At 69.1% G+C, this 21,264-nt stretch carries 19 protein-coding genes; 10 read left to right on the plus strand and 9 right to left on the minus strand.

Going from position 1 to position 21,264, the window contains the following annotated elements:
- Nucleotides 1-49 precede the first annotated feature (49 nt).
- The 4 genes from MIC98_RS04425 (at nt 50) to MIC98_RS04440 (ending at nt 4,448) form a co-directional block, all read left to right on the plus strand.
- A complete protein-coding gene (locus tag MIC98_RS04425) occupies nt 50-907 on the plus strand; it encodes a tryptophan 2,3-dioxygenase family protein (RefSeq protein ID WP_057641206.1) in 858 nt (285 codons plus the stop codon).
- A gap of 161 nt (nt 908-1,068) precedes the next feature.
- Complete coding sequence (locus MIC98_RS04430) at nt 1,069-2,574, plus strand: oligopeptide:H+ symporter (protein WP_239735995.1); 1,506 nt, start codon at nt 1,069-1,071, stop codon at nt 2,572-2,574.
- A 10-nt stretch (nt 2,575-2,584) separates the two neighbouring features.
- Nucleotides 2,585-3,181, plus strand: a complete 597-nt coding sequence (locus tag MIC98_RS04435; RefSeq protein WP_239735997.1) for a thioredoxin family protein — start codon at nt 2,585-2,587, stop codon at nt 3,179-3,181.
- A gap of 145 nt (nt 3,182-3,326) precedes the next feature.
- Nucleotides 3,327-4,448, plus strand: a complete 1,122-nt coding sequence (locus tag MIC98_RS04440) for a hypothetical protein (protein ID WP_239735999.1) — start codon at nt 3,327-3,329, stop codon at nt 4,446-4,448.
- A gap of 141 nt (nt 4,449-4,589) precedes the next feature.
- On the opposite strand, the gene murU is transcribed toward MIC98_RS04440, so the two are convergent.
- The 4 genes from murU to MIC98_RS04460 all read right to left on the minus strand — a co-directional run bounded on the left by murU (nt 4,590) and on the right by MIC98_RS04460 (nt 8,189).
- The gene (gene murU, locus MIC98_RS04445) at nt 4,590-5,294 is read right to left on the minus strand and encodes an N-acetylmuramate alpha-1-phosphate uridylyltransferase MurU (RefSeq protein ID WP_239736003.1); all 705 of its coding nucleotides are present in this window, start codon (nt 5,292-5,294) and stop codon (nt 4,590-4,592) included.
- Nucleotides 5,291-6,307, minus strand: coding sequence for a phosphotransferase (locus tag MIC98_RS04450; RefSeq protein ID WP_239736005.1), 1,017 nt, complete (start codon nt 6,305-6,307; stop codon nt 5,291-5,293). Before MIC98_RS04450 ends, murU begins: the two co-directional genes overlap by 4 nt.
- Nucleotides 6,308-6,343: 36 nt before the next feature.
- Nucleotides 6,344-6,619 carry a GlsB/YeaQ/YmgE family stress response membrane protein gene (locus MIC98_RS04455; RefSeq protein WP_057641200.1) on the minus strand — a complete coding sequence of 92 codons (276 nt, stop codon included), beginning with the start codon at nt 6,617-6,619 and terminating at the stop codon, nt 6,344-6,346.
- Between the two features lie 76 nt (nt 6,620-6,695).
- Nucleotides 6,696-8,189: a M20 family metallopeptidase gene (locus MIC98_RS04460; protein ID WP_239736009.1), complete on the minus strand. Its 1,494-nt coding sequence runs from the start codon at nt 8,187-8,189 to the stop codon at nt 6,696-6,698.
- 199 nt (nt 8,190-8,388) lie between these two features.
- Here MIC98_RS04460 and MIC98_RS04465 point away from each other — a divergent pair, with 199 nt between their 5' ends.
- Nucleotides 8,389-8,724 (plus strand): ComEA family DNA-binding protein, encoded by a 336-nt coding sequence (locus tag MIC98_RS04465; protein ID WP_239736011.1) that lies wholly within the window; start codon nt 8,389-8,391, stop codon nt 8,722-8,724.
- A 250-nt stretch (nt 8,725-8,974) separates the two neighbouring features.
- Here MIC98_RS04465 and MIC98_RS04470 read toward each other — a convergent pair whose 3' ends face one another.
- Nucleotides 8,975-10,381 carry a GntP family permease gene (locus MIC98_RS04470; protein ID WP_239736013.1) on the minus strand — a complete coding sequence of 469 codons (1,407 nt, stop codon included), beginning with the start codon at nt 10,379-10,381 and terminating at the stop codon, nt 8,975-8,977.
- 175 nt (nt 10,382-10,556) lie between these two features.
- On the opposite strand from MIC98_RS04470, the gene MIC98_RS04475 reads away from it, so the two are divergent.
- Entirely contained in the window at nt 10,557-12,752 is a 2,196-nt protein-coding gene (locus MIC98_RS04475; protein ID WP_057641197.1) for a TonB-dependent receptor, read from the plus strand.
- 164 nt (nt 12,753-12,916) lie between these two features.
- Nucleotides 12,917-16,273 (plus strand): PAS-domain containing protein, encoded by a 3,357-nt coding sequence (locus MIC98_RS04480; RefSeq protein ID WP_239736015.1) that lies wholly within the window; start codon nt 12,917-12,919, stop codon nt 16,271-16,273.
- Nucleotides 16,274-16,495: 222 nt separating this feature from the next.
- Here MIC98_RS04480 and MIC98_RS04485 read toward each other — a convergent pair whose 3' ends face one another.
- Complete coding sequence (locus tag MIC98_RS04485) at nt 16,496-16,993, minus strand: MarR family winged helix-turn-helix transcriptional regulator (protein ID WP_057641195.1); 498 nt, start codon at nt 16,991-16,993, stop codon at nt 16,496-16,498.
- Between the two features lie 131 nt (nt 16,994-17,124).
- On the opposite strand from MIC98_RS04485, the gene hppD reads away from it, so the two are divergent.
- From hppD to hmgA, 3 genes are all read left to right on the plus strand, one after another.
- Nucleotides 17,125-18,240: a 4-hydroxyphenylpyruvate dioxygenase gene (hppD, locus tag MIC98_RS04490; protein ID WP_239736026.1), complete on the plus strand. Its 1,116-nt coding sequence runs from the start codon at nt 17,125-17,127 to the stop codon at nt 18,238-18,240.
- A gap of 66 nt (nt 18,241-18,306) precedes the next feature.
- Entirely contained in the window at nt 18,307-18,738 is a 432-nt protein-coding gene (locus tag MIC98_RS04495; RefSeq protein ID WP_239736029.1) for a DUF559 domain-containing protein, read from the plus strand.
- Nucleotides 18,719-20,020: a homogentisate 1,2-dioxygenase gene (gene hmgA, locus MIC98_RS04500; RefSeq protein WP_239736031.1), complete on the plus strand. Its 1,302-nt coding sequence runs from the start codon at nt 18,719-18,721 to the stop codon at nt 20,018-20,020. The genes MIC98_RS04495 and hmgA overlap by 20 nt, the downstream gene beginning before the upstream one ends.
- 21 nt (nt 20,021-20,041) lie before the next feature.
- Here the strand turns inward: hmgA and MIC98_RS04505 are convergent, their stop codons facing one another.
- From MIC98_RS04505 to MIC98_RS04515, 3 genes are all read right to left on the minus strand, one after another.
- Nucleotides 20,042-20,536 (minus strand): hypothetical protein, encoded by a 495-nt coding sequence (locus MIC98_RS04505; protein ID WP_239736033.1) that lies wholly within the window; start codon nt 20,534-20,536, stop codon nt 20,042-20,044.
- A gap of 103 nt (nt 20,537-20,639) precedes the next feature.
- Complete coding sequence (locus MIC98_RS04510; protein ID WP_057641190.1) at nt 20,640-21,011, minus strand: Na+/H+ antiporter subunit G; 372 nt, start codon at nt 21,009-21,011, stop codon at nt 20,640-20,642.
- Nucleotides 21,008-21,250, minus strand: a complete 243-nt coding sequence (locus MIC98_RS04515; RefSeq protein WP_239738029.1) for a K+/H+ antiporter subunit F — start codon at nt 21,248-21,250, stop codon at nt 21,008-21,010. Before MIC98_RS04515 ends, MIC98_RS04510 begins: the two co-directional genes overlap by 4 nt.
- Nucleotides 21,251-21,264: the final 14 nt, after the last annotated feature.

Raw genomic sequence — 21,264 nt, forward strand, 5'->3', positions numbered from 1 at the left:
GCGCCCGCCGCCTGCGTTACCCTTTGCGCCCCGCGCAGATGGCAAGGCCATGACCGTAGAACAGAACCAGCGTGAGCTCGAAGCCGGCATCCACACCGACCTGCAGGGCCGGCTCACCTATGGCGGCTACCTGTGCCTGGACCGCTTGCTGTCGGCGCAGCAGCCATTGTCGAACCCGGCGCACCACGACGAGATGCTGTTCATCATCCAGCACCAGACCTCGGAGCTGTGGCTGAAGCTGCTCGACCACGAACTACGCGCGGCGATGGGCCACCTGCAGCGCGACGAAGTATGGCAGTGCCGCAAGGTGCTGGCGCGCGGCAAGCAGGTGCTGCGCCAGCTGACCGAGCAGTGGTCGGTGCTGGAAACCCTGACCCCGTCCGAATACATGGGCTTCCGCGACGTGCTCGGCCCGTCCTCGGGCTTCCAGTCGCTGCAGTACCGCTGCATCGAGTTCCTGCTGGGCAACAAGAACGCGGACATGCTGCTGGTGTTCGGGCACGACCCGGACGGGCAGGCGAAGCTGCGGCAGGCGCTGGAGGCACCGAGCCTGTACGAGGAATTCCTGCGCTACCTGGCGCGCTTCGGCCATGCCGTCCCGGCCACCTATGAAGGCCATGACTGGACCCTGCCGCACGTCAGCGACCCGGCGCTGCGCCCGGTCTTCGAGAACATCTACCGCGACACCGACCGCTACTGGCGCGAGTACTCGCTGTGCGAGGACTTCGTGGACCTGGAGAGCCAGTTCCAGCTGTGGCGCTTCCGCCACATGCGCACGGTGATGCGGATCATCGGCTTCAAGCGCGGCACCGGCGGTTCCAGCGGCGTGGGTTTCCTGAAGCAGGCGCTGGAGCTGACCTTCTTCCCCGAGCTGTTCGAGGTGCGCACCAGCATCGGCGTGGCGTAGTGTGGCCTGCGCCGGCCCGGTTGCCGGCGGCTGTCCACGGCAATGGTTGCAGATGAACGAAATTTGACGCCGGGCCGGGCGGTCGGTGATCCTCCCCGCGCCCCGGCCCGTGCCGGGGTCCCGCCTTTTTAACCGTACCGGCATTACTGGGGGAACCCCGCATGAGCGCTGCCGCGCCGAATTCCGCATCCACACCGGCGCCCGTGCCGGCGTTCAAAGACCTGCTAGGCCACCCGCGTCCTCTGTGGATGCTGTTCATGACCGAGTTCTGGGAGCGCTTCGCGTTCTACGGCATCCGCTGGGCGCTGACGCTGTACATCGTCTCGCAGTTCTTCGGCGGCGAAGGCGCCGGCGAGGCGCCGGCCAACCGGCTCTACGGCGCCTACCTGGCGCTGGTGTACGCCTCGGCGCTGTTCGGCGGCTTCGTCGCCGACCGCCTGATCGGCTACCAGCGCTCGATCCTGATCGGCGCGGCGGTGATGTCGCTGGGCCTGTTCCTGATCGCCATCCCCAACGAGCAGGTGTTCCGCATCGGCCTGGCCACGGTCATCGCCGGCAACGGCCTGTTCAAGCCCAACATCTCCACGATGGTGGGGCAGCTGTACGGGCTCAACGACAGCCGCCGCGACTCCGGTTTCACCATCTTCTACATGGGCATCAACGCCGGTGCCTTCATCGCCCCGATCCTGACCGGCATCCTTGCCGACAACGTGTTCGGCAGCGAGGCGATGCCGGCCTACAAGTACGTGTTCATCGCCTCCGGCGTCGGCATGCTGATCAGCCTGGTGTGGTTCTGGATCGGTCGCCGCCAGCTCGGCAGCGTCGGCGCGGCCCCGGCCGGCGCCGGGCTCGGCCGCACCCTGGCGGTGCTGGTCGGCACGCTGGTGGCGGTGCCGGTGGCCTACGGGCTGCTGACCATCGACGCCGGCATCCTCGGCTGGATCCTCGGCGCGCTGTTCGTGGCGCTGTGCGTGTCGATCCTGGTCGAGGGCATCCGCGAGGGCAAGGTGGCGCGCGACCGCGCCCTCGCCATGCTGGTGATCTTCGTGTTCAACGTGCTGTTCTTCATGTTCTTCGAGCAGGCCGGCAGCTCGTTCAACTTCCTGGCGCAGAACATCGTCGAGCGCGACTTCGGCGGCTGGACGTTCCCGGTGGGCTGGTTCCAGTCGGTGAACTCCATCGCCATCCTCACCCTCGGCCCGGTGTTCGTGTGGCTGTGGGTGGCGCTGGGCAAGAACAATCCGTCGATCCCGCGCAAGTTCGGCCTCGGCCTGATCTTCAACGGCCTGGCGTTCGCGCTGCTGATGTACGCGCTGTCCTCGCTGGTCGACCCGGAGACGCTGAAGGTGCCGTTCTGGACCCTGTTCATGGTCTACGTGATCCAGACCGTCGGCGAGCTGTGCCTGTCGCCGATCGGCCTGTCGATGACCACCAAGCTGGCGCCGGTGAAGGTCATCGGCCTGGCGATGGGTGGCTGGTTCCTGTCCACCGCCATCGGCAACAACCTGTCGGGCATCTTCGCCGCGGTGGTCAGCGGTGAAAGCGGCATGACGGTGGAATCCGCGCTGAAGGGCTATACCTTCGGCTTCTGGTCGCTGCTGGGCGCGGGCGTGCTGCTGTTCCTGATCGCCCCGCTGGTGCAGAAGCTGATGCATGGCGTGAAGTGAGGACGTGGCGATGAAATTGCGTTCCGGGGCGCTGGCCCTGCTGCTGGGCGCGACGCTGGCCGGCTGTTCGCCGCCACCGCCGCCGGCGCCGGAAAAGGCGCAGCCGCTGGATACCAGCGAGCAGAAGATGCCGGTGGCCGACGTCAGCCAGCCGGTCGCCTCGGGCAACACCCCGGCCGCGGCCGACGTGGCCGCGGTGGCGGCGCTCAACGCGCAGTTCGACCCGGCGCGCGACCCGGTGGCCGACCTGGAGACGGCCAAGGTCGAGGCCCAGCGCGGCGGCAAGCGGATCATGCTCGACGTCGGCGGCGAGTGGTGCTCGTGGTGCCACCTGCTGGATGCCTTCATGGAGGGCGACTCGGAGATGCGCCGCTTCCGCGACGCCCATTACGTGTGGATGAAGGTCAACTACAGCGAAGACAACGAGAACGCCGCCTTCCTGTCGCGTTTTCCGGCCATCACCGGCTATCCGCACCTGTTCGTGCTCGATGCCGATGGCGAGCTGCTGCATTCGCAGTTCACCGGCGAGCTGGAGAAGGGCAAGGGCTACGACCGTGCGAAGTTCTTCGCGTTCCTGAAGGAATGGGCGCCCGCGCAGACGCCCTGACCCCGGGCGGATGATGCAACGACGACGGCGCCGCAGGGCGCCGTCGTCGTTTGCGGGGACGCGGCTGGGGCGAAGGCCGGCATCGCGGCCTCAATTTCCGCGCCGACCGGCCGCTAACGGGAGCATTCCCGTGTCCCGGTGCCGCATGTCGCAGCCCACCACCGCCGCTGCCGCCGTCCCCCCCGTTGCCGATGCCGGCACCGAGGCGCCCGGCGTCGCCATGCCGACGGTGGAAGCGTTGATGGACGAGACCCCGGGCGAGGCGGACGCGCCGCCGCCCCGTTACCGGCTGCCGCCGGCGGCGGTGCCGCCGGACATCAAGCTGCAGGCCGCCGTGGCGCGGCTGGTCGCGCAGAAGGAGCGGATCGACCAACTGGTACGCGAAGGGCTGCTGGACGGCCTGCTGCCGGCCGACTGGAACGGCGCGCCCGGCAACGAACTGCGCGCGTTCGTCGCGGCGGTGGTGCCGTTCGCCTCCGACAGCGTGCGCGGCGAGACCGTCGCCGCGCGGGTGCCGCTGAAATACCTGCTGGGGCAGTCGCAGCGCTGGGGCAAGGGCGACGTCGCCGAACCGAATTCGCTTGCGGCCTACCTGGCCAGCGACGAGCGTGCCAGCGCCGGCGCCACCGATGCGGCCGAGGTGATGCTGCTGGGGCCGCTGGGACTGGGTTGGACCCAGGTGGGGCGCGCCCGGGTCGGCTTCCTGCGCGCGATGGGCGTCGATTCGCTGGCCGCGCGGGTCACCGCGCTGCCCTATCCGGCGCCGGAGCAGCTGGCGCTGTACCAGGTGCAGGTGGCGGGGCGGACGCAGGTGTGGTGCGTGCTGGACAACCGCAAGCTGCGCGCGCTGTCGGCGCCGTCGCTGACGGTACCGCTGCTCACCGCCTACGGCGTCGCCGCGCCGCAGGCATGGCCGGCCTCGTGGCCGGCGCCGGTGGAGGTGGAGGCCGAACTGGCCGGCGCCGCGCCGGGCCGGACCGTGGTGCAGGTGGACCTGGTGCGGCTGGTGGACAAGGTCCGCCGCAGCCAGGCCGGCGAAGCCTGGACCAGCGCCAGCCTGATGCAGCTGCATACGTGGGTGCCGCGCTGGCGCTTCTTCCTGGCCTCGTTCATCGGCCTGCCGGTGGCCCTGCTGATGATCGCCGCGCTGGCCCTGCCGGGCCGCGTCGAGGCCGCCGCGGTGGCGGCGGCGTTGGGCTTCGCCGGCGGCGCCATCGCCGCGCTGGCCGCGCCGTGGGTCTATATCCGCCGCAAGTACCTGAGCTGAGCCTGTTCCGCCTGGATATCCACGGGAAGGCCCGTGCCGGGCAAGCCCGGCACCTGCGTGTTGGTTTCCGTGGATGCGGGGCTTGCCCCGCATGGGGCATTCCAGGTGAAACCCTATGCCGGGAGCCTCCGGCACCTCCCGTCATCCGGACAGGGCGGCGTCCAGCGCCTGCAACCGCCGCGGCGTGCCCACGTCGGTCCAGCGTCCGCGATGATGCTGGCCGTGCACCGCACCGCGGGTCATTGCCGCGCGCAGCAGCGGGGCGAGCTTGAAGCGTGGGGGCGCGGCATCGGCGCCTTCGGCATCGCCGACCACTTGCCGCCAGCCGGCCAGCAACGACGGGCGATACACGCCGATGCCGGCAAAGGTCAGCCGCGGCGCGGCGCCGGCGTCGTGCACGCGGCCATTGGCGTCGAGCACGAAATCGCCTTCGGGGTGGTGTTCGGGGTTATCGACCAGTAGCAGGTGCGCCTCGCCCTCCGGTTCGGCGGGCAGGCGCACGAAATCGAAGTCGCACCAGATATCGCCGTTGACCGCCAGAAACGGTGCGTCGCCCAGCACCGGCAATGCGTTGAGCATGCCGCCGCCGGTTTCCAGCGGCGTGTCGCCTTCGTGCACGAAATGCAGCCGCAGGCCCCAGCGGCTGCCGTCACCCAGCGTGGCGGGGAACTGCCTGGCCAGCCACGAGGTGTTGACCACGACCTCGCGCACGCCGAGCGCGGCCAGCTTTTCCAGATGCCACGCGATCAGCGGCTTGCCGCCGGCCGCCAGCAGCGGCTTGGGCGTGTGCTCGGTGAGCGGGCGCATGCGCTCGCCCAGCCCAGCGGCGAAGATCAGCGCCTTCATGCGGCGGCGGCCTTGGCCGCGAGCGCGGGCTTGATGCGGGTTTCCAGCAGCTCGGCCAGCGAGGCCAACTGCGGATGGCGCGGCAGCACGTCATCCAGGTAGGCGATGAAGCGCGGCACGTCGGCGATGTATTTCGACTTGCCGTCGCGGTAGTGCAGGCGCGCGAAGATGCCGAGGATCTTCAGGTGCCGCTGCACGCCCAGCCAATCGGCGTCGCGCAGGAACACGGGCAACGACGGCACCGGGATGCCGGCCGCCTGCGCGCGCTGGTGGTAGCGGGCCAGCCAGCCGTCCACGCGCGCCAGCGGCCAGCTCAGGAAGGCATCCTTGAACAGGCTCACCGCGTCGTAGGCGACCGGGCCGAGCACCGTGTCCTGGAAATCCAGCACCGCCGGGCCACCATCCACCGGCATCAGGTTGCGCGGCATGAAGTCGCGGTGCACCAGCACTCTGGCCTGCGCATGTGCGTTGTCCATCAGCCGCCGCTGCGCCAGTTCCAACTGGTCCGATCCGCCGCAATCCAGGGTGATGCCGAGGTGGCGGCCGAGGAACCATTCCTCGAACAGCCCGGCATCGCGCAGCAGCAGCGCCTCGCCGAACTCGCCGATGCCGTCCGGCGCGGGAATCCGCTGCATCGCCAGCAACTGGTCGATGGCGGCATCGAAGTGCGCGTCGGCGTTGGCCGCGTCCAGCACCATCGCCAGCGTCGGCCCGCCGAGGTCTTCCAGCAGCAGGAAGCCATTGTCGACGTCGCGCTGCTCGATATGCGGCACGCGCACGCCGTGGCGCTCGAACAGGTCGTGGATGCGCAGCCACGGCCGCACGTCCTCCCGGTCCGGTGGCGAATCCATCACGATGCGGTTGGCGCCCACGCCCCGCGTGCGCCAGTAGCTGCGGAAGCCGGCATCGACCGAGGCGCGTTCGAGCGTGACGGCGGCATCGCCCAGCGCGGTGCGCGCCCAGTGCAGGCGCTGTTGCGCGCGCTGCGGATCGGAAGAAGGATCGGGAGTCATCTGCGAGGTATGACCGGCGCATGGCGCCGGCGGGCGTCAGCGCTTGTTGCCGCCGCTGACCAGCCGCAGCAGCGCGAGGATGGCCACCGCGCCGACGATGGAGCCGAGGAAACCGGCCGGCTGCCCGGCGGCGTACCAGCCCATCTCGCGCCCGAACCAGCCGGCGAACACCGCGCCGGCGATGCCCAGCACGATGGTCAGCAGGCAGCCCATGCGGTTGTTGCCGGGCATGAAGAAGCGCCCGAGCAGGCCGACGATGAAACCGATCAGGATGATGTAAAGCCAGCTGCCGCTGCCAAACAGTCCGCTCATGCGCTGCCTGTCCGCCAAAAGGAAAGACGCAGCCTAGCAAGGCCGGGCTGCGTCCGTCATCAGGCCCGCCGGTGGCTCAGCAGCAGCCGTGGTCGCCGTGGCGGGTGCCGCTGTCGGCATGCACCTTGGAGCCGCTGGTCTCGCCGCGCAGGCTGGCCGCGTGGTGGTCGAGCAGCACCTTGGACACGCAGGCGGTGACGCGCTTGCCCATCGGGATGTGCAGGAACTCGTTGGGGCCGTGCGCGTTGGAATGCGGGCCGAGCACGCCGGTGATCATGAACTGCGCGCCGGGGAACTTCTCGCCGAGCATGCCCATGAACGGGATCGAGCCGCCTTCGCCCATGTACATCGCCGGCTTGCCGAAGAACGCCTGGCTGGCATCGTCGATGGCCTTCTCCAGCCACGGCGCCATCGCCGGCGCGTTCCAGCCGGTGGAGGCCTTTTCCAGTTCCAGGGTGACCTTGGCGCCGTTCGGCGGGTCGCGCAGCAGCGCTTCCTTCAGCAGTTCGCCGCTCTTCTTGCCGTCGGCGGTCGGCGGCAGGCGCAGCGACAGCTTCACCGCGGTTTCCGGGCGCAGCACGTTGCCGGCCGAATCCAGCGGCGGCATGCCGCCGATGCCGGTCACCGACAGCGCCGGGCGCCAGGTGCGGTTGAGCACCAGCTCGGACAGGTCGTCGTTCATCGGCTTCAGGCCATCGACCAGCGGGAACTTGTCGAAGATGGCGGTATCGACCACCTCGGCGGCACGCCTGGCCTGGCCCAGGCGCTCGGCCGGGATCTCCACGTGCAGGCCGTCGAGCAGGATGCGCCCGGTCTTCTCGTCCTCGATGCGCGACAGCAGCTGGCGCAGCAGGCGGAACGACGACGGCACCACGCCGGAGGCGTCGCCGGAGTGCACGCCCTCGTTGAGCACCTTCACGGTGAAGTTGCCGCCGGCCAGGCCGCGCAGCGAGGTGGTGCACCACAGCTGCTCGTAGTTGGCGCAGCCCGAATCCAGGCACACCACCAGCGACGGCTGGCCGATGCGCCCGGCCAGGTGGTCGACGTAGGCCGGCAGGTCGTAGGAGCCGGATTCCTCGCAGGCCTCGATCAGGATCACGCAGCGCGCGTGCGGCAGGCCCTGTTCCTGCAGCGCCAGCACCGCGGCCAGCGAGCCGAAGATCGCATAGCCGTCGTCGGCGCCGCCGCGGCCGTACAACTTGTCGCCGCGCAGCACCGGCTTCCACGGGCCGAGGTCGTCGTCCCAGCCGGTCATTTCCGGCTGCTTGTCCAGGTGGCCGTAGAGCAGCACGGTGTCGTCGCCGGTTTCCGTGCCGCTGGCCGGGATTTCAAGGAAGATCAACGGCGTGCGCCCTTCCAACCGTACCACCTCGACCTGCAGGCCGGGGATCTTCTGCGCCTTCGCCCAGTTCTCCATCAGCGCCACGGCCTGGTCCATGTAGCCATTGGCGACCCAGTTGGCGTCGAACATCGGCGATTTGTTGGGGATGCGGATGTAATCGACCAGCTGCGGGACGATGTCGTCGTCCCATTTGTCGCTGAGAAATTGGCCGAGCTTGGCGCTGTCCATTCGGGAACTCCTGGATGCAAGGTTCAGATGCAACCATTCTACGCGCTCCGTGTTGTAGGGATTTTCCTACAGGGCGTCGGGCGGTTTGCCGGCTGCGGGGCAGGGGGCGTGGCGGATAGGCTGCGTTCATGTGGCGCGGAACACTGGTCTGGCCGGCGGGGATTGCCGGCATACCCGTCCAAACCACAGGGAGTGAGCCATGAAGCTTTTCACCGTGATGCTGAAGTCACTGGTCCTGACGTTGTTGTTGGCCGCATCGGCGCAAGCCACGGACAAGGTCGACATCAACACCGCCAGCGCGGCGGAACTGGACCAGGTGCTGGTGAACGTCGGCCCCGCCAAGGCGCAGGCCATCGTCGATCACCGGCAGGCAAACGGGCCCTTCGGCAGCGTCGAGGAACTGGCGCTGGTCAAGGGCATCGGCTTGAAGACGGTCGAACGGAATCGAGACCTGATCGAAGTGAGGGCCGGAGCCGCCCCCACCGCCAGGAAGCCCGCCACGACGGCGGTGGTCAAACCGGTTGAAAGGCGCTGACAGGGAGTGCAAACCGCAACGCGTGCGGCGTCGGGATGACGCGCACCAGGAATCCCGGCATGCCAGGAGGCAGGGGGGAAGGCAGGATGCCAACAAGGACGTGGGTCGCCCGGTGTTGCACAGTGACGTGCAGCCGGGCGATTTTTCTTTGGGCCGCTGGACGCGGCGAGGTGCTTCGCCGGGAAGGCTTCGTGGGGCAGGCCCCGTGTCCACGAAAGCCGCCGCGCGGCCGCACCGGCGACCCGGCGGCTCAGACCAGCCCGGTCGCGTAGTACACGCCGATGATCGCGAACACCGCCAGGGTCTTGATGCAGGTGATGGCGAAGATGTCCTTGTAGGACTGGCGGTGGGTCAGGCCGGTGACGGCCAGCACGGTGATCACCGCGCCGTTGTGCGGCAGGGTGTCCATGCCGCCGGAGGCCATCGCCGCGACCCGGTGCAGCACCTCCATCGGGATGCCCGCGGCCTGTGCGTTGGCGATGAAGCTGTCGGCCATCGCCGCCAGCGCGATGCTCATGCCGCCGGAGGCCGAGCCGGTGATGCCGGCCATCGCGGTCACGGAGATGGCCTCGTTGACCAGCGGGTTGGGGATCGAGCCCAGCGCGTTGGCCACGACCAGGAAGCCGGGCAGGGCGGCGATCACCGCGCCGAAGCCATACTCCGACGCGGTGTTCATCGACGCCAGCATGGCCCCGCCGATCGCCGACCGGGTGCCTTCGGCGAACGCGGCCACCACCGGTTTCCATGCCAGCGCAATGACGCTGAGGATGCCCAGCAGCAACGCGCCCTGCACCGCCCAGATCGCCGCGACCCTGGAAACCTCCTGCACCACCGGGGCCGGGTTGCCGATCACCGCCGGCACGAACGACTGGCTCTCGCCGTAGAAGCCCGGGATCCAGTGGGTGAACAGGAAGTTGGCCACGCCCACCAGCAGCAGCGGCAGCACCGCCAGCAACGGATGGGCGAGCTTGTTGCCGTGGAAGGGCTCCGGCTCGTTGCGCAGTTCCTCGCCGCTGCCGGCGTAGCCCTCGCCCTTGGCAACGGCGACGCGGCGGCGCCACTCCAGATAACTCATGCCCAGCGCCAGGATCACCACCGCGCCGATCGTGCCCAGCATGGGTGCGGCCCAACTGGTGGTGCCGAAAAACGAGGCCGGGATGATGTTCTGGATCTGCGGCGTGCCCGGCAGCGCGTCCATCGTGAAGGTGAACGCGCCCAGCGCGATGGTGCCGGGGATCAGCCGCTTGGGGATGTCGCTCTGGCGGAACAGCTCGGCGGCGAACGGGTACACCGCGAACACCACCACGAACAGCGACACCCCGCCATAGGTGAGCAGCGCGCAGACCAGCACGATCGACAGCATCGCCCGCTGCGCGCCGACCAGGCGGATGGTGGCGCTGACGATCGACTTGGAGAAGCCGGAGACCTCGATCAGCTTGCCGAACACCGCGCCGAGCAGGAACACCGGGAAGTACAGCTTCAAAAAGCCGACCATCTTGTCCATGAACAGGCCGGTGAACATCGGCTGCACCAGCGACGGGTCGGTCAGCAGCACCGCGCCGAGCGCGGCGACCGGCGCGAACAGGATCACGCTGTGGCCGCGGTAGGCCACGTACATCAGGAAGCACAGGGCTGCCAACACGATCAGGAACGACATCCACGGCTCCCCGGCCATTGCATTGCCGCGGAGTATCGGGAGCCGGGCCGGGGCGGCCCACTGTACGAAGGGACGATACGCGCGCTGCCGGCACCCCGTTAACGTGCGCGACATGGCGGCATTCCATACACCAACAACGCCGCCGCCAGTGTCATACCCGGGAGGAGGGAGACCGATGAAGCGCAAGTATCTGAGCATGGCCGTGGGCTTTGCGTTGCTGGCCCCGGCCGCATTCGTGCAGGCCGAGGAACAGCAGCAGCCGGCGGCGGGCCATCAGGCCACCACGTTGGATTCGATCACGGTGACCGCGCGCAAGCGCGAGGAAACCCTGCAGGACGTGCCGGTGGCGGTCACCGCGTTCACGCCCGAGACGCTGGACAAGCTGAACATCCGCGACATCGGCGACCTCGGTGCGCAGGTGCCGAACCTGACCATCTACGCCGCGCGCGGCTCCACCAGCACCGCCACCGCCTACATCCGCGGCATCGGCCAGGCCGACCCGCTGTGGGGCGTCGACCCGGGCGTGGGCATCTACCTGGACGACGTCTACATCGCCCGCCCGCAGGGCGCGCTGCTGGACGTGTTCGACGTGGACCGCATCGAGGTGCTGCGCGGCCCGCAGGGCACGCTGTACGGCAAGAACACCATCGGCGGCGCGATCAAGTACATCTCGCGCGGGCTGCCGCAGGAGACCTCGGGCTTCGCCTCGGTCACCGTGGGCAACTACAACCAGCTCGACGTCAAGGCCGCGCTGGGCGGCGAGATCGGCGGCAAGGACAGCGGGCTGCGCGCGCGGGTGGCGATGGCCAGCATGAACCGCGACGGCTTCGGCGAGAACCTGCTCACCGGGCAGGACGTCAGCGACAAGGAAATCAATGCCGCGCGCCTGCAGATCGGCGCGTATTCGCAGGACGACTTCGACGTCCAGTTCGCGTTCGACTACATGGACGACAAGTCCGGCGTGCGCGGCGCGAAGATGCTGGCGCCGAACAACAACCCGCTGATCCCGGTGGCCGACGTCCCGCCGCTGGACGACCGCTACGACATCCGCAGCGGCATGCGCAACGTCAACAACACCACGATGAAGGGCGCCTCGGCGGTGGTGAACTGGCGGCCGGGCGAGGACTGGGCGTTCAAGTACGTGCTGGCCAAGCGCGAGTCCGACACCGAGACCAACATCGACTTCGACACGCTGCCGCAGAAGATCGCCGACGTGAAGGCGTTCTACAGCGACAGCCAGGTCAGCCAGGAGCTGCAGGCCAACTTCGACGGCGGCGGCCGCGCCCGCGGCGTGATGGGCCTGTACTGGTTCAACGGCGACGCCGGCGGCCAGGTGCTCAACAACTTCTTCAACCTGAGCCTCGGCGACACCCAGGGCGTGGTCAACACCAAGAGCATCGCGCTGTACGCCGACTGGACGTTCGACCTGGCCGAGCGGCTGAAGCTGGACGTCGGCGCGCGCTATACCGACGAGGACAAGCACGCCGTCGCCTACAACATCGGCTACACCGACGACAGCTTCACCACGCCCAACGGGGTGGTCGCGGCCAACTTCGACAAGACCGTCAACTTCAAGAACGTCTCGCCGAAGGTGTCGCTGGACTACCAGTTCACCCCGGACATCATGGGCTATGTCTCGGCCAGCCGCGGCTTCAAGTCCGGCGGCTACAACATCCGCGCCAACACCACCGCGGTGCCGCGCTCGGGCGAGCCGTTCGACGACGAGAAGGTGGACAGCTACGAGGTCGGCAGCAAGATGGCCTTTCTCGACCAGCGCGCGTTCCTGAACCTGGCGTACTTCTACAACAAGTACGAGGACATCCAGCTGTCGGTGTTCACCGCGCTGCCGGAAGGCGGCTTCTTCGGCGACTTCACCAATGCCGGCAAGGGCACGGTGCAGGGCGTGGAGGTGGAGTACCAGCTGCTGCCGACCCGCAACTGGCTGGTCAGCGGCAACCTGGCCTGGCTGGACGCCAAGTACGACGAGTTCATGAGCGGCGGCGTCAACATCGCCGACACGCAGTACTTCACCAACGCGCCCGAGTTCTCCGGTGCGCTGAACGTGGAATACCGCACCGACCTGGCCAACGGCGGCAACCTGTCCGCGCGCGTGGGCTACGTCTACCAGTCCGAGGTGTGGCCGACCACCGACCTGAGCCCGGAGATCCGCCAGGACGGCTACGGCCTGCTCAATGCCGGCGTGATCTGGAAGCTCGACGATGCGTGGAGCCTGTCGCTGCAGGGCACCAACCTGACCGACAAGGAATACCGCACCACCGGCTACAACCTGGTCAGTGCCGGCCTGGGCGTGCTGACCGGCTTCTACGGTGCGCCGCGCCAGTACATGCTGACCGCCCGCTACGACTTCTGACCGGAGAGCGGGGCACGGGGAACGGGCAGGGCAGGCGCGCCGCCCGTTCCCCGGTTTGATCGAAGCCCATCCCGCACATGGCGCGGGGTGGGCTTTTCGTTGCCGGCCCCGGCACGCGCCCTTCGCTTTATCCTGCCGGTCCTGCCCACGGGGAAACGACACGCATGCTGAGCCTGGTGACGGTGGCGCTGGCCGGGGTGGCCTGGCTGGTGCTGATGTTCGGCGTCGCCCTGTACGGCGAGCGGCGGCCGGCGGTGCTGGCCCGCCACTGGCGCCACGTCTATGCACTGTCGCTGGCGGTGCACTGCACCTCGTGGACCTTCTACGGCACGGTGACCCAGGCCGCGCGCTACGGCTGGCCGCTGCCGCCGACCTTCGTCGGCGCGATCCTGTTCTACGCGCTGGCGATCGGCATGATGATGCGGCTGGTGCGGCTGGCGCGCGAAACCAACGCCACCTCGCTGGCCGACCTGATCGCCGCGCGGCTGGGCCGCGACGCGTGGCTGGCGGCGACGGTGACCCTGATCGCCGCGCTTGGCCTGATTCCCTACATCGCCCTGCAGCTCAAGGCAGTGGCGATGAGCTTCGGCATGCTCACCCTGCGCTCGGCCGACGCGGTGCAGGACGCGGCGCCGTGGCGCGACAGCGCGCTGTACGTGGCGCTGGCGATGGCGCTGTTCGCGATGCTGTTCGGCGCGCGCCGTGCCGACGTGTCCGAGCACAACCGCGGGCTGGTGCTGGCGATGGCGGCCGAGTCGCTGTTCAAGCTCGGCGCGATGCTGGCGCTGGGCGTGTTCGTCTGGTTCGGGCTGAAAGGCATCGACCTGCCCGCGCCGCAGCCGGTGGATGCGCCGGCCGGCGGCTTCATGCCGCTGGTGCTGCTGGGCGCGCTGGCGATGTTCCTGCTGCCGCACCAGTTCCACGTCGGCGTGGTCGAATGCCGCGACCCGGCCGACATCCGCACCGCGCGCTGGCTGTTCCCGCTGTACCTGCTGCTGATCGCGCTGCCGATCCTGCCGCTGGCGCGCGCCGGCAGCGCCCTGCTCGGCGCCAGCGTGCCCAGCGACATGTACACGCTGGCGCTGCCGTTCTCGGCCGGGCATACCGGGGTGGCGCTGTTCGCCTTCCTCGGCGGCCTGAGCGCGGCCACCGGCATGGTGGTGGTCAGCACGCTGACCCTGAGCCTGATGATCGGCAACCACTGGTTCGCGCCGGGCCTGCTGCGCAGCACCTGGGCGCGCGCCGGCGGCGACCACCGTCGCGAGCTGGTGTGGCTGCGGCGCGTGGGCATCTGCGTGATCATGCTACTGGCGTGGGCCTACAGCCGGCTGATCGGCGGCGGCAACGTGCTGGCCGACATCGGCGGCATCTCGTTCTCGGCGATGGCCACGCTGGTGCCGGTGCTGGGCTTCGCGATCTGGCGGCCGCAGACGCCGCCGCGCGCGGCCATCGCCGGCCTGCTGGCCGGTTTCGTCACCTGGGCGTGGGTGCTGCTGCTGCCCTCGCTGCTGCAGGGCAACGGCATGGCGCCCGGCTGGCTGGTCGAAGGTCCGTTCGGCTGGCGCTGGCTGGCGCCGGATGCGCTGTTCGGCCTGACCGGCTGGAGCGCGCTGGGGCGCGCGGTGGGCGCCAGCCTGTTCGTCGGCACCGTGGTGACGCTGCTGGCGATGGCGTGGCGCCGCGACACGCCCGACCGCGCGCGCCGCAACCTCGATGCCGATGCGCTGCGCGATGCCGGCCGCCGTTTCCTGCCGTATGAAAAAGTGCAGCGCCTGTTGGCCGACGCACCACGCCATGGCCCGGTGCCGGCGCGGATCGAGGCCAGCGTCGAGCGCGAGCTGTCGGCGGTGCTGGGCGCGGCCTCGGCGCGGCTGCTGCTGGATGCCGCGCGCCGCGAGGAGGGCGAGCTGGCGACGGTGGCGGCGATCGTCAGCGAGGCCTCGCAGGACCTGCGCTTCAACCAGCAGGTGTTGCAGGCGGCGTTGCAGAACATGAGCCAGGGCATCAGCGTGATCGACCGCGAGCAGCGGCTGGTGGCGTGGAACCGGCCCTACGCGCAGCTGTTCGGCTTCCCCGACGAACTGTTGCAGGTCGGCCGGCCGATCATCGACCTGACCCGCTGGGCGCTGCAGGCGATGCCCGAGCGCGGCGGCGACGAGCGCGCGGTGGACCGGCGCCTGGCCTTCATGCGCGCCGGCACCGCGCACCTGACCGAGCGAGTGTTCCCCGATGGCCGCATCGTCGAGATCCGCGGCAACCCGATGCCCGGCGGCGGCTTCGTCGCCACCTTCACCGACGTCACCGAGTTCCGCCGCAACGAGCAGGCGCTCAAGCGCAGCAACGAGACGCTGGAGCAGCGCGTGGACGAGCGTACCGCGCTGCTGGAATCGGCCAAGCGCGAGGCCGAGCGCGCCAACGACGCCAAGAGCCGCTTCCTCACCGCCATCGGCCACGACCTGCTGCAACCGCTGCATGCCGCGCACCTGTTCACCGACACGTTGGCGCAGCAGGTGGACGCGCCGCCGCAGCAACAGGCGGTGGTGCAGATACGCGGCGCGCTGGATTCGACCACGCAGCTGCTGACCGGCCTGTTCGACATGTCGCGGCTGGAGGCAGGCGGGCTGGTGCCGCAGCCGCGCGCCATGCCACTGGCCGAGGTGCTGGACCCGCTGGCGTCCGAGTTCCGCGCGCTGGCCGCCGCGCGCGGGCTGGCCTTCCACTACGTGCCGACCCGCGCGTGGACGGACAGCGACCCGCAGCTGCTGCGCCGCGTGCTGCAGAATTTCCTCGCCAACGCGGTGCGCTACACCGCGCGCGGCGGGGTGCTGCTGGGCGTGCGCCGCGAGGGCGGGCGCGTGCGCATCGAGGTGCACGACACCGGGCCGGGCATCGCCCGCAGCGAGCAGCGGCGCATCTTCGAGGAATTCCGCCGCGGCGAGGACAGCAGCGGGCAGGGGCTGGGCCTCGGGCTGGCCATCGCCGACCGCATCGCCGGGCTGCTGCAGGCGCCGTTGCGGCTGCACAGCGAACCGGGCCGCGGCACCGTGTTCTCGGTGTCGCTGGCCACCGTGCCGGCGCCGGCGGAAGCAGTGTCGCCAGCACTGGCGATGGCGGAACCGGCGGCGACGCCGGTGGCCACCCGCGTGCTGGTAGTGGACAACGACCCGGCGGCGCTGGCCGGGCTGGCCGGGCTGCTGCGCGGCTGGGGCTACGACGTGGCTGAGGCGGGCGGCGATGCCGGCGCGGTGGCGACCATGAAGGTCGCCCCGGCGGCACTGTGGCTGTTCGACTACAACCTGGACGACGGCGACACCGGCACCGCCCTGCACGCGCGCCTGGCCGGGCGTTTCGGCGCACGGCCAACGCTGATCCTCAGCGCCGACGACAGCCTCGCCACCCGTCGCGAAGTGCTGGAGCAGGGCCTGACCCTGCTGCACAAGCCGGTGCGGCCGTTGGCGCTGAAATCGATCCTCGACCGCCTGCTGGCCGCGCGCGCGGCGGCGAAGGCGCCGGTGGAGTGATTCTTGCCCTTCTCCCTTCGGGAGAAGGTGCCCGAAGGGCGGATGAGGGGTGAGCGGAGTCCATGATGGTTGGCCCATCGTGACTCCGTTTGCTCCTCACCCCCATCCCCGCTCCGTGCCACGGCCCTCGCGTTGCCGCGAGGGCGCGGTGCCGGCCGCGAACCGGTGGTTCGCAAGCGGTCGTCACCGCCCCGATGGGAGAGGGATTCTGAAACTTCGCGCTTAATCCGACGTGGTCATCTGCGCCAGGCCGACGTCGGCCAGCCGCGTGATCAGCTTTTCCAGCACCTGCTCTTCCTCGTCGGTCAGCACCGACATCAGCTTGCGGGTGATCTCCATCACCATCGGCGCCACCGTCTCGTACACCTCGAACCCGGCCGCCGACAGCGCCAGCACCGAGCGGCGGCGGTCGTCGCCGTGGGTCTCGCGCTTGATGAAGCCGCGCTCCAGCAGGCGCGCCACCGCGCGGCTGACCGCCACCTTGTCCATCGCCGTGCGGTCGGACACCTCGCTGGCCGACGAGCCCGGGTACAGCGCCAGGATGGTGATCACCCGCCATTCGGGGATCGACAGGCCGTAGCGCTCGCCGTACAGCCGGGCGATGTTGCTGCTGACCCGGTTGGACAACACGCTGATGCGATAGGGCAGGAACTGCTCGAGGTCGAGCAGCACGTGCGAAGCGCGGAAGCTGGTGGACTTGCTGTATTCGGAAGAGCTCATGTTGCACTGCACCTTGATGGTCGTTTCATGTGAAACTACAACTCTTGATTCTGATCCGCACCGCGGACCCCCTTTGATCCCCCTCGTCGCCGCCCCCCGGCGGTGGCGGCCCACGTTTCCGGAGGCCAGCCATGAACATCCACGTCCCCGCCGCATCCGGCACGCCCGACCCGGGCATGCAGGTCACCACCTTCGAGAACCCGATGGGCATCGACGGCTTCGAGTTCGTCGAGTTCGCCGCACCGGCCGGGCAGGCTGACCGGCTGCACGACTACTTCCGGAACATGGGATTCACCGCCGTACTGCGACACCGGCAGCGTGCTATTACGGTATACCGTCAGGGCGGCGTCAACTTCCTTGTCAACGAGGAGCCGGATTCGTTCGCCGCGGCCTTCGCCGCCAAGCACGGTCCCTGCGCCTGCGGCTTCGCCATCCGCTTCCGCAAGCCCGCCGCCGACGTGCTGGCCGCGGCGCTGGAAAACGGCGCCGAGCAGCATGCCGAACTGGCCGACACCCGCGCGGTGCCGGCCCCGGTGATCAAGGGCATCGGCGACTGCATGCTGTACCTGGTGGACCGCTACGGCGCGGCCGGCAGCATCTACGACGCCGACTACGCGCCGATCGAGGGCGCCGAGCAGAACCCGGCCGGCTTCGGCCTGACCTTCATCGACCACCTGACCCACAACCTGTACCTGGGCAACATGCAGCAGTGGTCGGACTACTACGAGCGGCTGTTCAACTTCCGCGAAATCCGCTACTTCGACATCAAGGGTGCCAAGACCGGGCTGGTGTCCAAGGCGATGACCGCGCCGGACGGCATCGTGCGCATCCCGCTCAACGAGTCCTCCGACCCGAAGAGCCAGATCAACGAATACCTGGACGCCTACAACGGCGAGGGCATCCAGCACATCGCCTGCTTCACCGACAACATCTACGACACCGTGGAGGCGATGCGCGCGCGCGGCATCGAGTTCCTGGACACGCCGGACACCTACTTCGACGTGGTCGACCTGCGCATCCCCGACAACGGCGAGGACGTGGAGCGCCTGCGCCGGAACAAGATCCTGATCGACGCCGACCCGGAGACCAAGCAGCGCAAGCTGCTGCAGATCTTCACCCAGAACTGCATCGGCCCGATCTTCTTCGAGATCATCCAGCGCAAGGGCAACGAAGGCTTCGGCGAAGGCAACTTCCAGGCGCTGTTCGAGAGCATCGAGCGCGACCAGATCAAGCGCGGCGTGCTGTAAGGAAGCGCTGCGAAAGCCCCTCTCCCATCGGGAGAGGGGTTGGGGTGAGGGGCAGGAGGCCCAGCGATGGTGAACCATCACCGACCACCAATGGCATCCACTGCATTGGAACGAGCGCGAGAATTGCGCAATCGTTCGACGGATGCCGAACGCATGCTGTGGAACATACTGCGTGGCGGTCAGTTGGGTGGCTTGAAGTTCCGCCGCCAGCGTCCCATTCCGCCCTATACCGTGGATTTCTTTTGTGCATCCATGCGGCTGGTGGTCGAATTGGACGGCTCCCAGCACACTCAGGAAAGCGACCGGGCGCGCACCCGGTATTTGCAATCGAAGGGTTTCATGGTCCTGCGCTTCTGGGATAACGAAGCATTGACCCAAACCGAGGCGGTGGCCGAAGCGATCTTTAAGATGGCGGCCTCCGTTGCCCCTCACCCCAACCCCTCTCCCGGCGGGAGAGGGGCTCAAAGGCATCGCGACGATGAATGCACCGAACAGTGATGGTTACATGACCGGCTTCGGCAACGAGTTCGCCACCGAGGCGGTGCCCGGCACCTTGCCGGTGGGGCGCAATTCGCCGCAGCGCGTGGCCCATGGGCTGTATGCCGAGCAGCTGAGCGGCACCGCGTTCACCGCGCCGCGCGGGGCCAACCGGCGCAGCTGGCTGTACCGCATCCGCCCGGCGGCGATGCACGGCGAGTTCGCGCCGTTCGCGCAGCCGCACCTGCAGGGCGACTTCAGCCACGGTGCGGTGTCGCCCAACCAACTGCGCTGGAATCCGCTGCCATTGCCGGCCACGCCTACCGATTTCGTCGAGGGCCTGTTCACGATGGGCGGCAACGGTTCGCCCGAGGCGCACACTGGGGCGGGCATCCACCTGTACGCGGCCAATGCCGACATGCGCGGGCGCTGGTTCTACGACGCCGATGGCGAGCTGCTGATCGTGCCGCAGCTGGGCCGGCTGCGGCTGCGCACCGAAATGGGCGTGCTCGACGTAGAGCCGCAGCAGGTCGCGGTGATCCCGCGCGGCGTGCGCTTCGCGGTCGAGCTGCCGGACGGGCAGGCGCGCGGCTACGTCTGCGAGAACTTCGGCGCGCTGCTGAAGCTGCCCGACCTCGGCCCGATCGGCAGCAACGGCCTGGCCAACCCGCGTGATTTCGAAACCCCGGTGGCCGCGTTCGAGGACGTGGAAGGCCGGTTCGAGCTGATCGCCAAGTTCCAGGGCCGCTTGTGGCGCGCCGATATCGGCCACTCGCCGCTGGACGTGGTGGGCTGGCACGGCAACTACGCGCCGTACCGCTACGACCTGCGCCGCTTCAACACCATCGGCTCGATCAGCCATGATCACCCGGACCCGTCGATCTTCCTGGTGCTGCATTCGCCCAGCGATACTGCCGGCACCAGCAACATGGATTTCGTGATCTTCCCGCCGCGCTGGCTGGTGGCGCAGGATACGTTCCGCCCGCCGTGGTTCCACCGCAACATCGCCAGCGAGTTCATGGGCCTGATCCACGGCGCCTACGACGCCAAGGCCGAGGGTTTCGTGCCCGGCGGCTGCTCGATCCACAACAGCATGACCGGCCACGGCCCGGACGCGGCCACCTTCGACAAGGCCTCCAACGCGGACTTGAGCAGGCCGGACGTCGTCACCGACACGATGGCCTTCATGTTCGAGACCCGCGGGGTGATCCGCCCGACCGAGCAGGCCATCGCTGCCGCCCATCGCCAGCGCGATTACCTGGCGTGCTGGAGCGGGCTGCGCGCCAATTTCAGGCGCGGGTGACGGGTCGGGAGTGAGCCGGGCTCACTCCCCGGTGAGCACGGCGGCCAGGTGCGATTCGGGCAGTACTTCGCGCAGGCGTTCGCGTACCCGCTGCACGTAGCCATCGGAGGCCAGCGCCGGCAACTGCGCCAGCGCCAGCCGGAAGGCGTGCAGCGTGTCCGCTTCCTCGCGCGTGGCCTGCAGCAGGCGGTGCAGCCGTGCCGCGACCGGATCGCGCTGCAGGGCAAGCATGTCCAGCAGGTACAGGCGCGCGGCTGCCAGCGAGCGCCGCCGTGCCGTGGTTCCCGGCGCCACTGCTGCCATCGTTGCCGGGGTGGCGACCGGTGGCGCATGCAGATAGCCGTCGCGCTGCAGTTGCGCGATCAACGCCGGTGCGTCGCCGCCGAGCAGGGTGGCCAGCTCGGCCAGGCTGCGCTGGCCGTCGCACAGGATCAGGGCGCGGCGCTGGCGCAGGTCCAGCGGTGCCCGGTGGGCCTGCAGTGCGGCGTGTGCGAGGTCGGTCTTGCGCGGTTGCATGGGGGAAGGGCAATGCGGCGCGGAGCCGCAAGCCTGCCGGCCGCGGGTGAAAGCACGATGACAGGCGCAGCCGTGGCCATCCGGCCGCGATGGCGCGTGCACCTCAGTCCTCGGCGCGGCCTTCCGGCGGCGGCAGCTGTTCCTTGCGCGCGCTGTCGTCGCCCGGCACTTCCGGGCGGCTTTCCATCATCAGCGACAGCGCCGCCTTGGCCATCAGGTGCGCGCTGATCGGCGCGGTGATGAACAGGAACACGGTGATCAGCAGCTCGCGCGGCTGCGGGTCCTCGCCGAGGAAGATGTGGTAGGCCACCGAACACGCCAGCACGCAGCCCACGCCCAGCGTGCTGGCCTTGGTCGGCGCGTGCAGGCGCTTGAAGAAATCGGAGAAGCGCACCAGCCCCAGCGCGCCGACGACGATGAAGAAGCAGCCGAACAGCAGCAGCGCCGACAGCGCGATCTGCAGGAAGGTGGTCATTCGACGATGTCCCGGCGCAGCACGAACTTGCTCAGCACCACGGTGCTGCAGAAGCCGAGCATGGCGATCACCAGCGCCGCCTCGAAGTAGATGGCCGAGTCGATGTACATGCCGAACAGCATCAGCTCGGCGATGGCGGTGACCGACAGCGTGTCGGCGGCGAGGATGCGGTCGGGCACGGTCGGGCCGCGCAGCAGCCGCCACAGCGCCAGCAGCATCGCCACGCCGACCACGTGCATGCACAGCACCAGCG

Origin of the sequence: Stenotrophomonas sp. NLF4-10 (assembly GCF_022359915.1) — a bacterium.
GTDB classification, from domain to species: Bacteria; Pseudomonadota; Gammaproteobacteria; order Xanthomonadales; family Xanthomonadaceae; genus Stenotrophomonas; species Stenotrophomonas daejeonensis.

What these genes read in the sequence shown, in the direction of transcription:
- MIC98_RS04425 (WP_057641206.1), top strand. Translation starts at nt 50, where the DNA reads ATGACCGTAGAACAGAACCAGCGTGAGCTCGAAGCCGGCATCCACACC.
- MIC98_RS04430 (WP_239735995.1), top strand. Translation starts at nt 1,069, where the DNA reads ATGAGCGCTGCCGCGCCGAATTCCGCATCCACACCGGCGCCCGTGCCG.
- MIC98_RS04435 (WP_239735997.1), top strand. Translation starts at nt 2,585, where the DNA reads ATGAAATTGCGTTCCGGGGCGCTGGCCCTGCTGCTGGGCGCGACGCTG.
- MIC98_RS04440 (WP_239735999.1), top strand. Translation starts at nt 3,327, where the DNA reads ATGTCGCAGCCCACCACCGCCGCTGCCGCCGTCCCCCCCGTTGCCGAT.
- murU (WP_239736003.1), bottom strand. Translation starts at nt 5,294, where the DNA reads ATGAAGGCGCTGATCTTCGCCGCTGGGCTGGGCGAGCGCATGCGCCCG.
- MIC98_RS04450 (WP_239736005.1), bottom strand. Translation starts at nt 6,307, where the DNA reads ATGACTCCCGATCCTTCTTCCGATCCGCAGCGCGCGCAACAGCGCCTG.
- MIC98_RS04455 (WP_057641200.1), bottom strand. Translation starts at nt 6,619, where the DNA reads ATGAGCGGACTGTTTGGCAGCGGCAGCTGGCTTTACATCATCCTGATC.
- MIC98_RS04460 (WP_239736009.1), bottom strand. Translation starts at nt 8,189, where the DNA reads ATGGACAGCGCCAAGCTCGGCCAATTTCTCAGCGACAAATGGGACGAC.
- MIC98_RS04465 (WP_239736011.1), top strand. Translation starts at nt 8,389, where the DNA reads ATGAAGCTTTTCACCGTGATGCTGAAGTCACTGGTCCTGACGTTGTTG.
- MIC98_RS04470 (WP_239736013.1), bottom strand. Translation starts at nt 10,381, where the DNA reads ATGTCGTTCCTGATCGTGTTGGCAGCCCTGTGCTTCCTGATGTACGTG.
- MIC98_RS04475 (WP_057641197.1), top strand. Translation starts at nt 10,557, where the DNA reads ATGAAGCGCAAGTATCTGAGCATGGCCGTGGGCTTTGCGTTGCTGGCC.
- MIC98_RS04480 (WP_239736015.1), top strand. Translation starts at nt 12,917, where the DNA reads ATGCTGAGCCTGGTGACGGTGGCGCTGGCCGGGGTGGCCTGGCTGGTG.
- MIC98_RS04485 (WP_057641195.1), bottom strand. Translation starts at nt 16,993, where the DNA reads ATGAGCTCTTCCGAATACAGCAAGTCCACCAGCTTCCGCGCTTCGCAC.
- hppD (WP_239736026.1), top strand. Translation starts at nt 17,125, where the DNA reads ATGAACATCCACGTCCCCGCCGCATCCGGCACGCCCGACCCGGGCATG.
- MIC98_RS04495 (WP_239736029.1), top strand. Translation starts at nt 18,307, where the DNA reads ATGGTGAACCATCACCGACCACCAATGGCATCCACTGCATTGGAACGA.
- hmgA (WP_239736031.1), top strand. Translation starts at nt 18,719, where the DNA reads ATGAATGCACCGAACAGTGATGGTTACATGACCGGCTTCGGCAACGAG.
- MIC98_RS04505 (WP_239736033.1), bottom strand. Translation starts at nt 20,536, where the DNA reads ATGCAACCGCGCAAGACCGACCTCGCACACGCCGCACTGCAGGCCCAC.
- MIC98_RS04510 (WP_057641190.1), bottom strand. Translation starts at nt 21,011, where the DNA reads ATGACCACCTTCCTGCAGATCGCGCTGTCGGCGCTGCTGCTGTTCGGC.
- MIC98_RS04515 (WP_239738029.1), bottom strand. Translation starts at nt 21,250, where the DNA reads ATGCACGTGGTCGGCGTGGCGATGCTGCTGGCGCTGTGGCGGCTGCTG.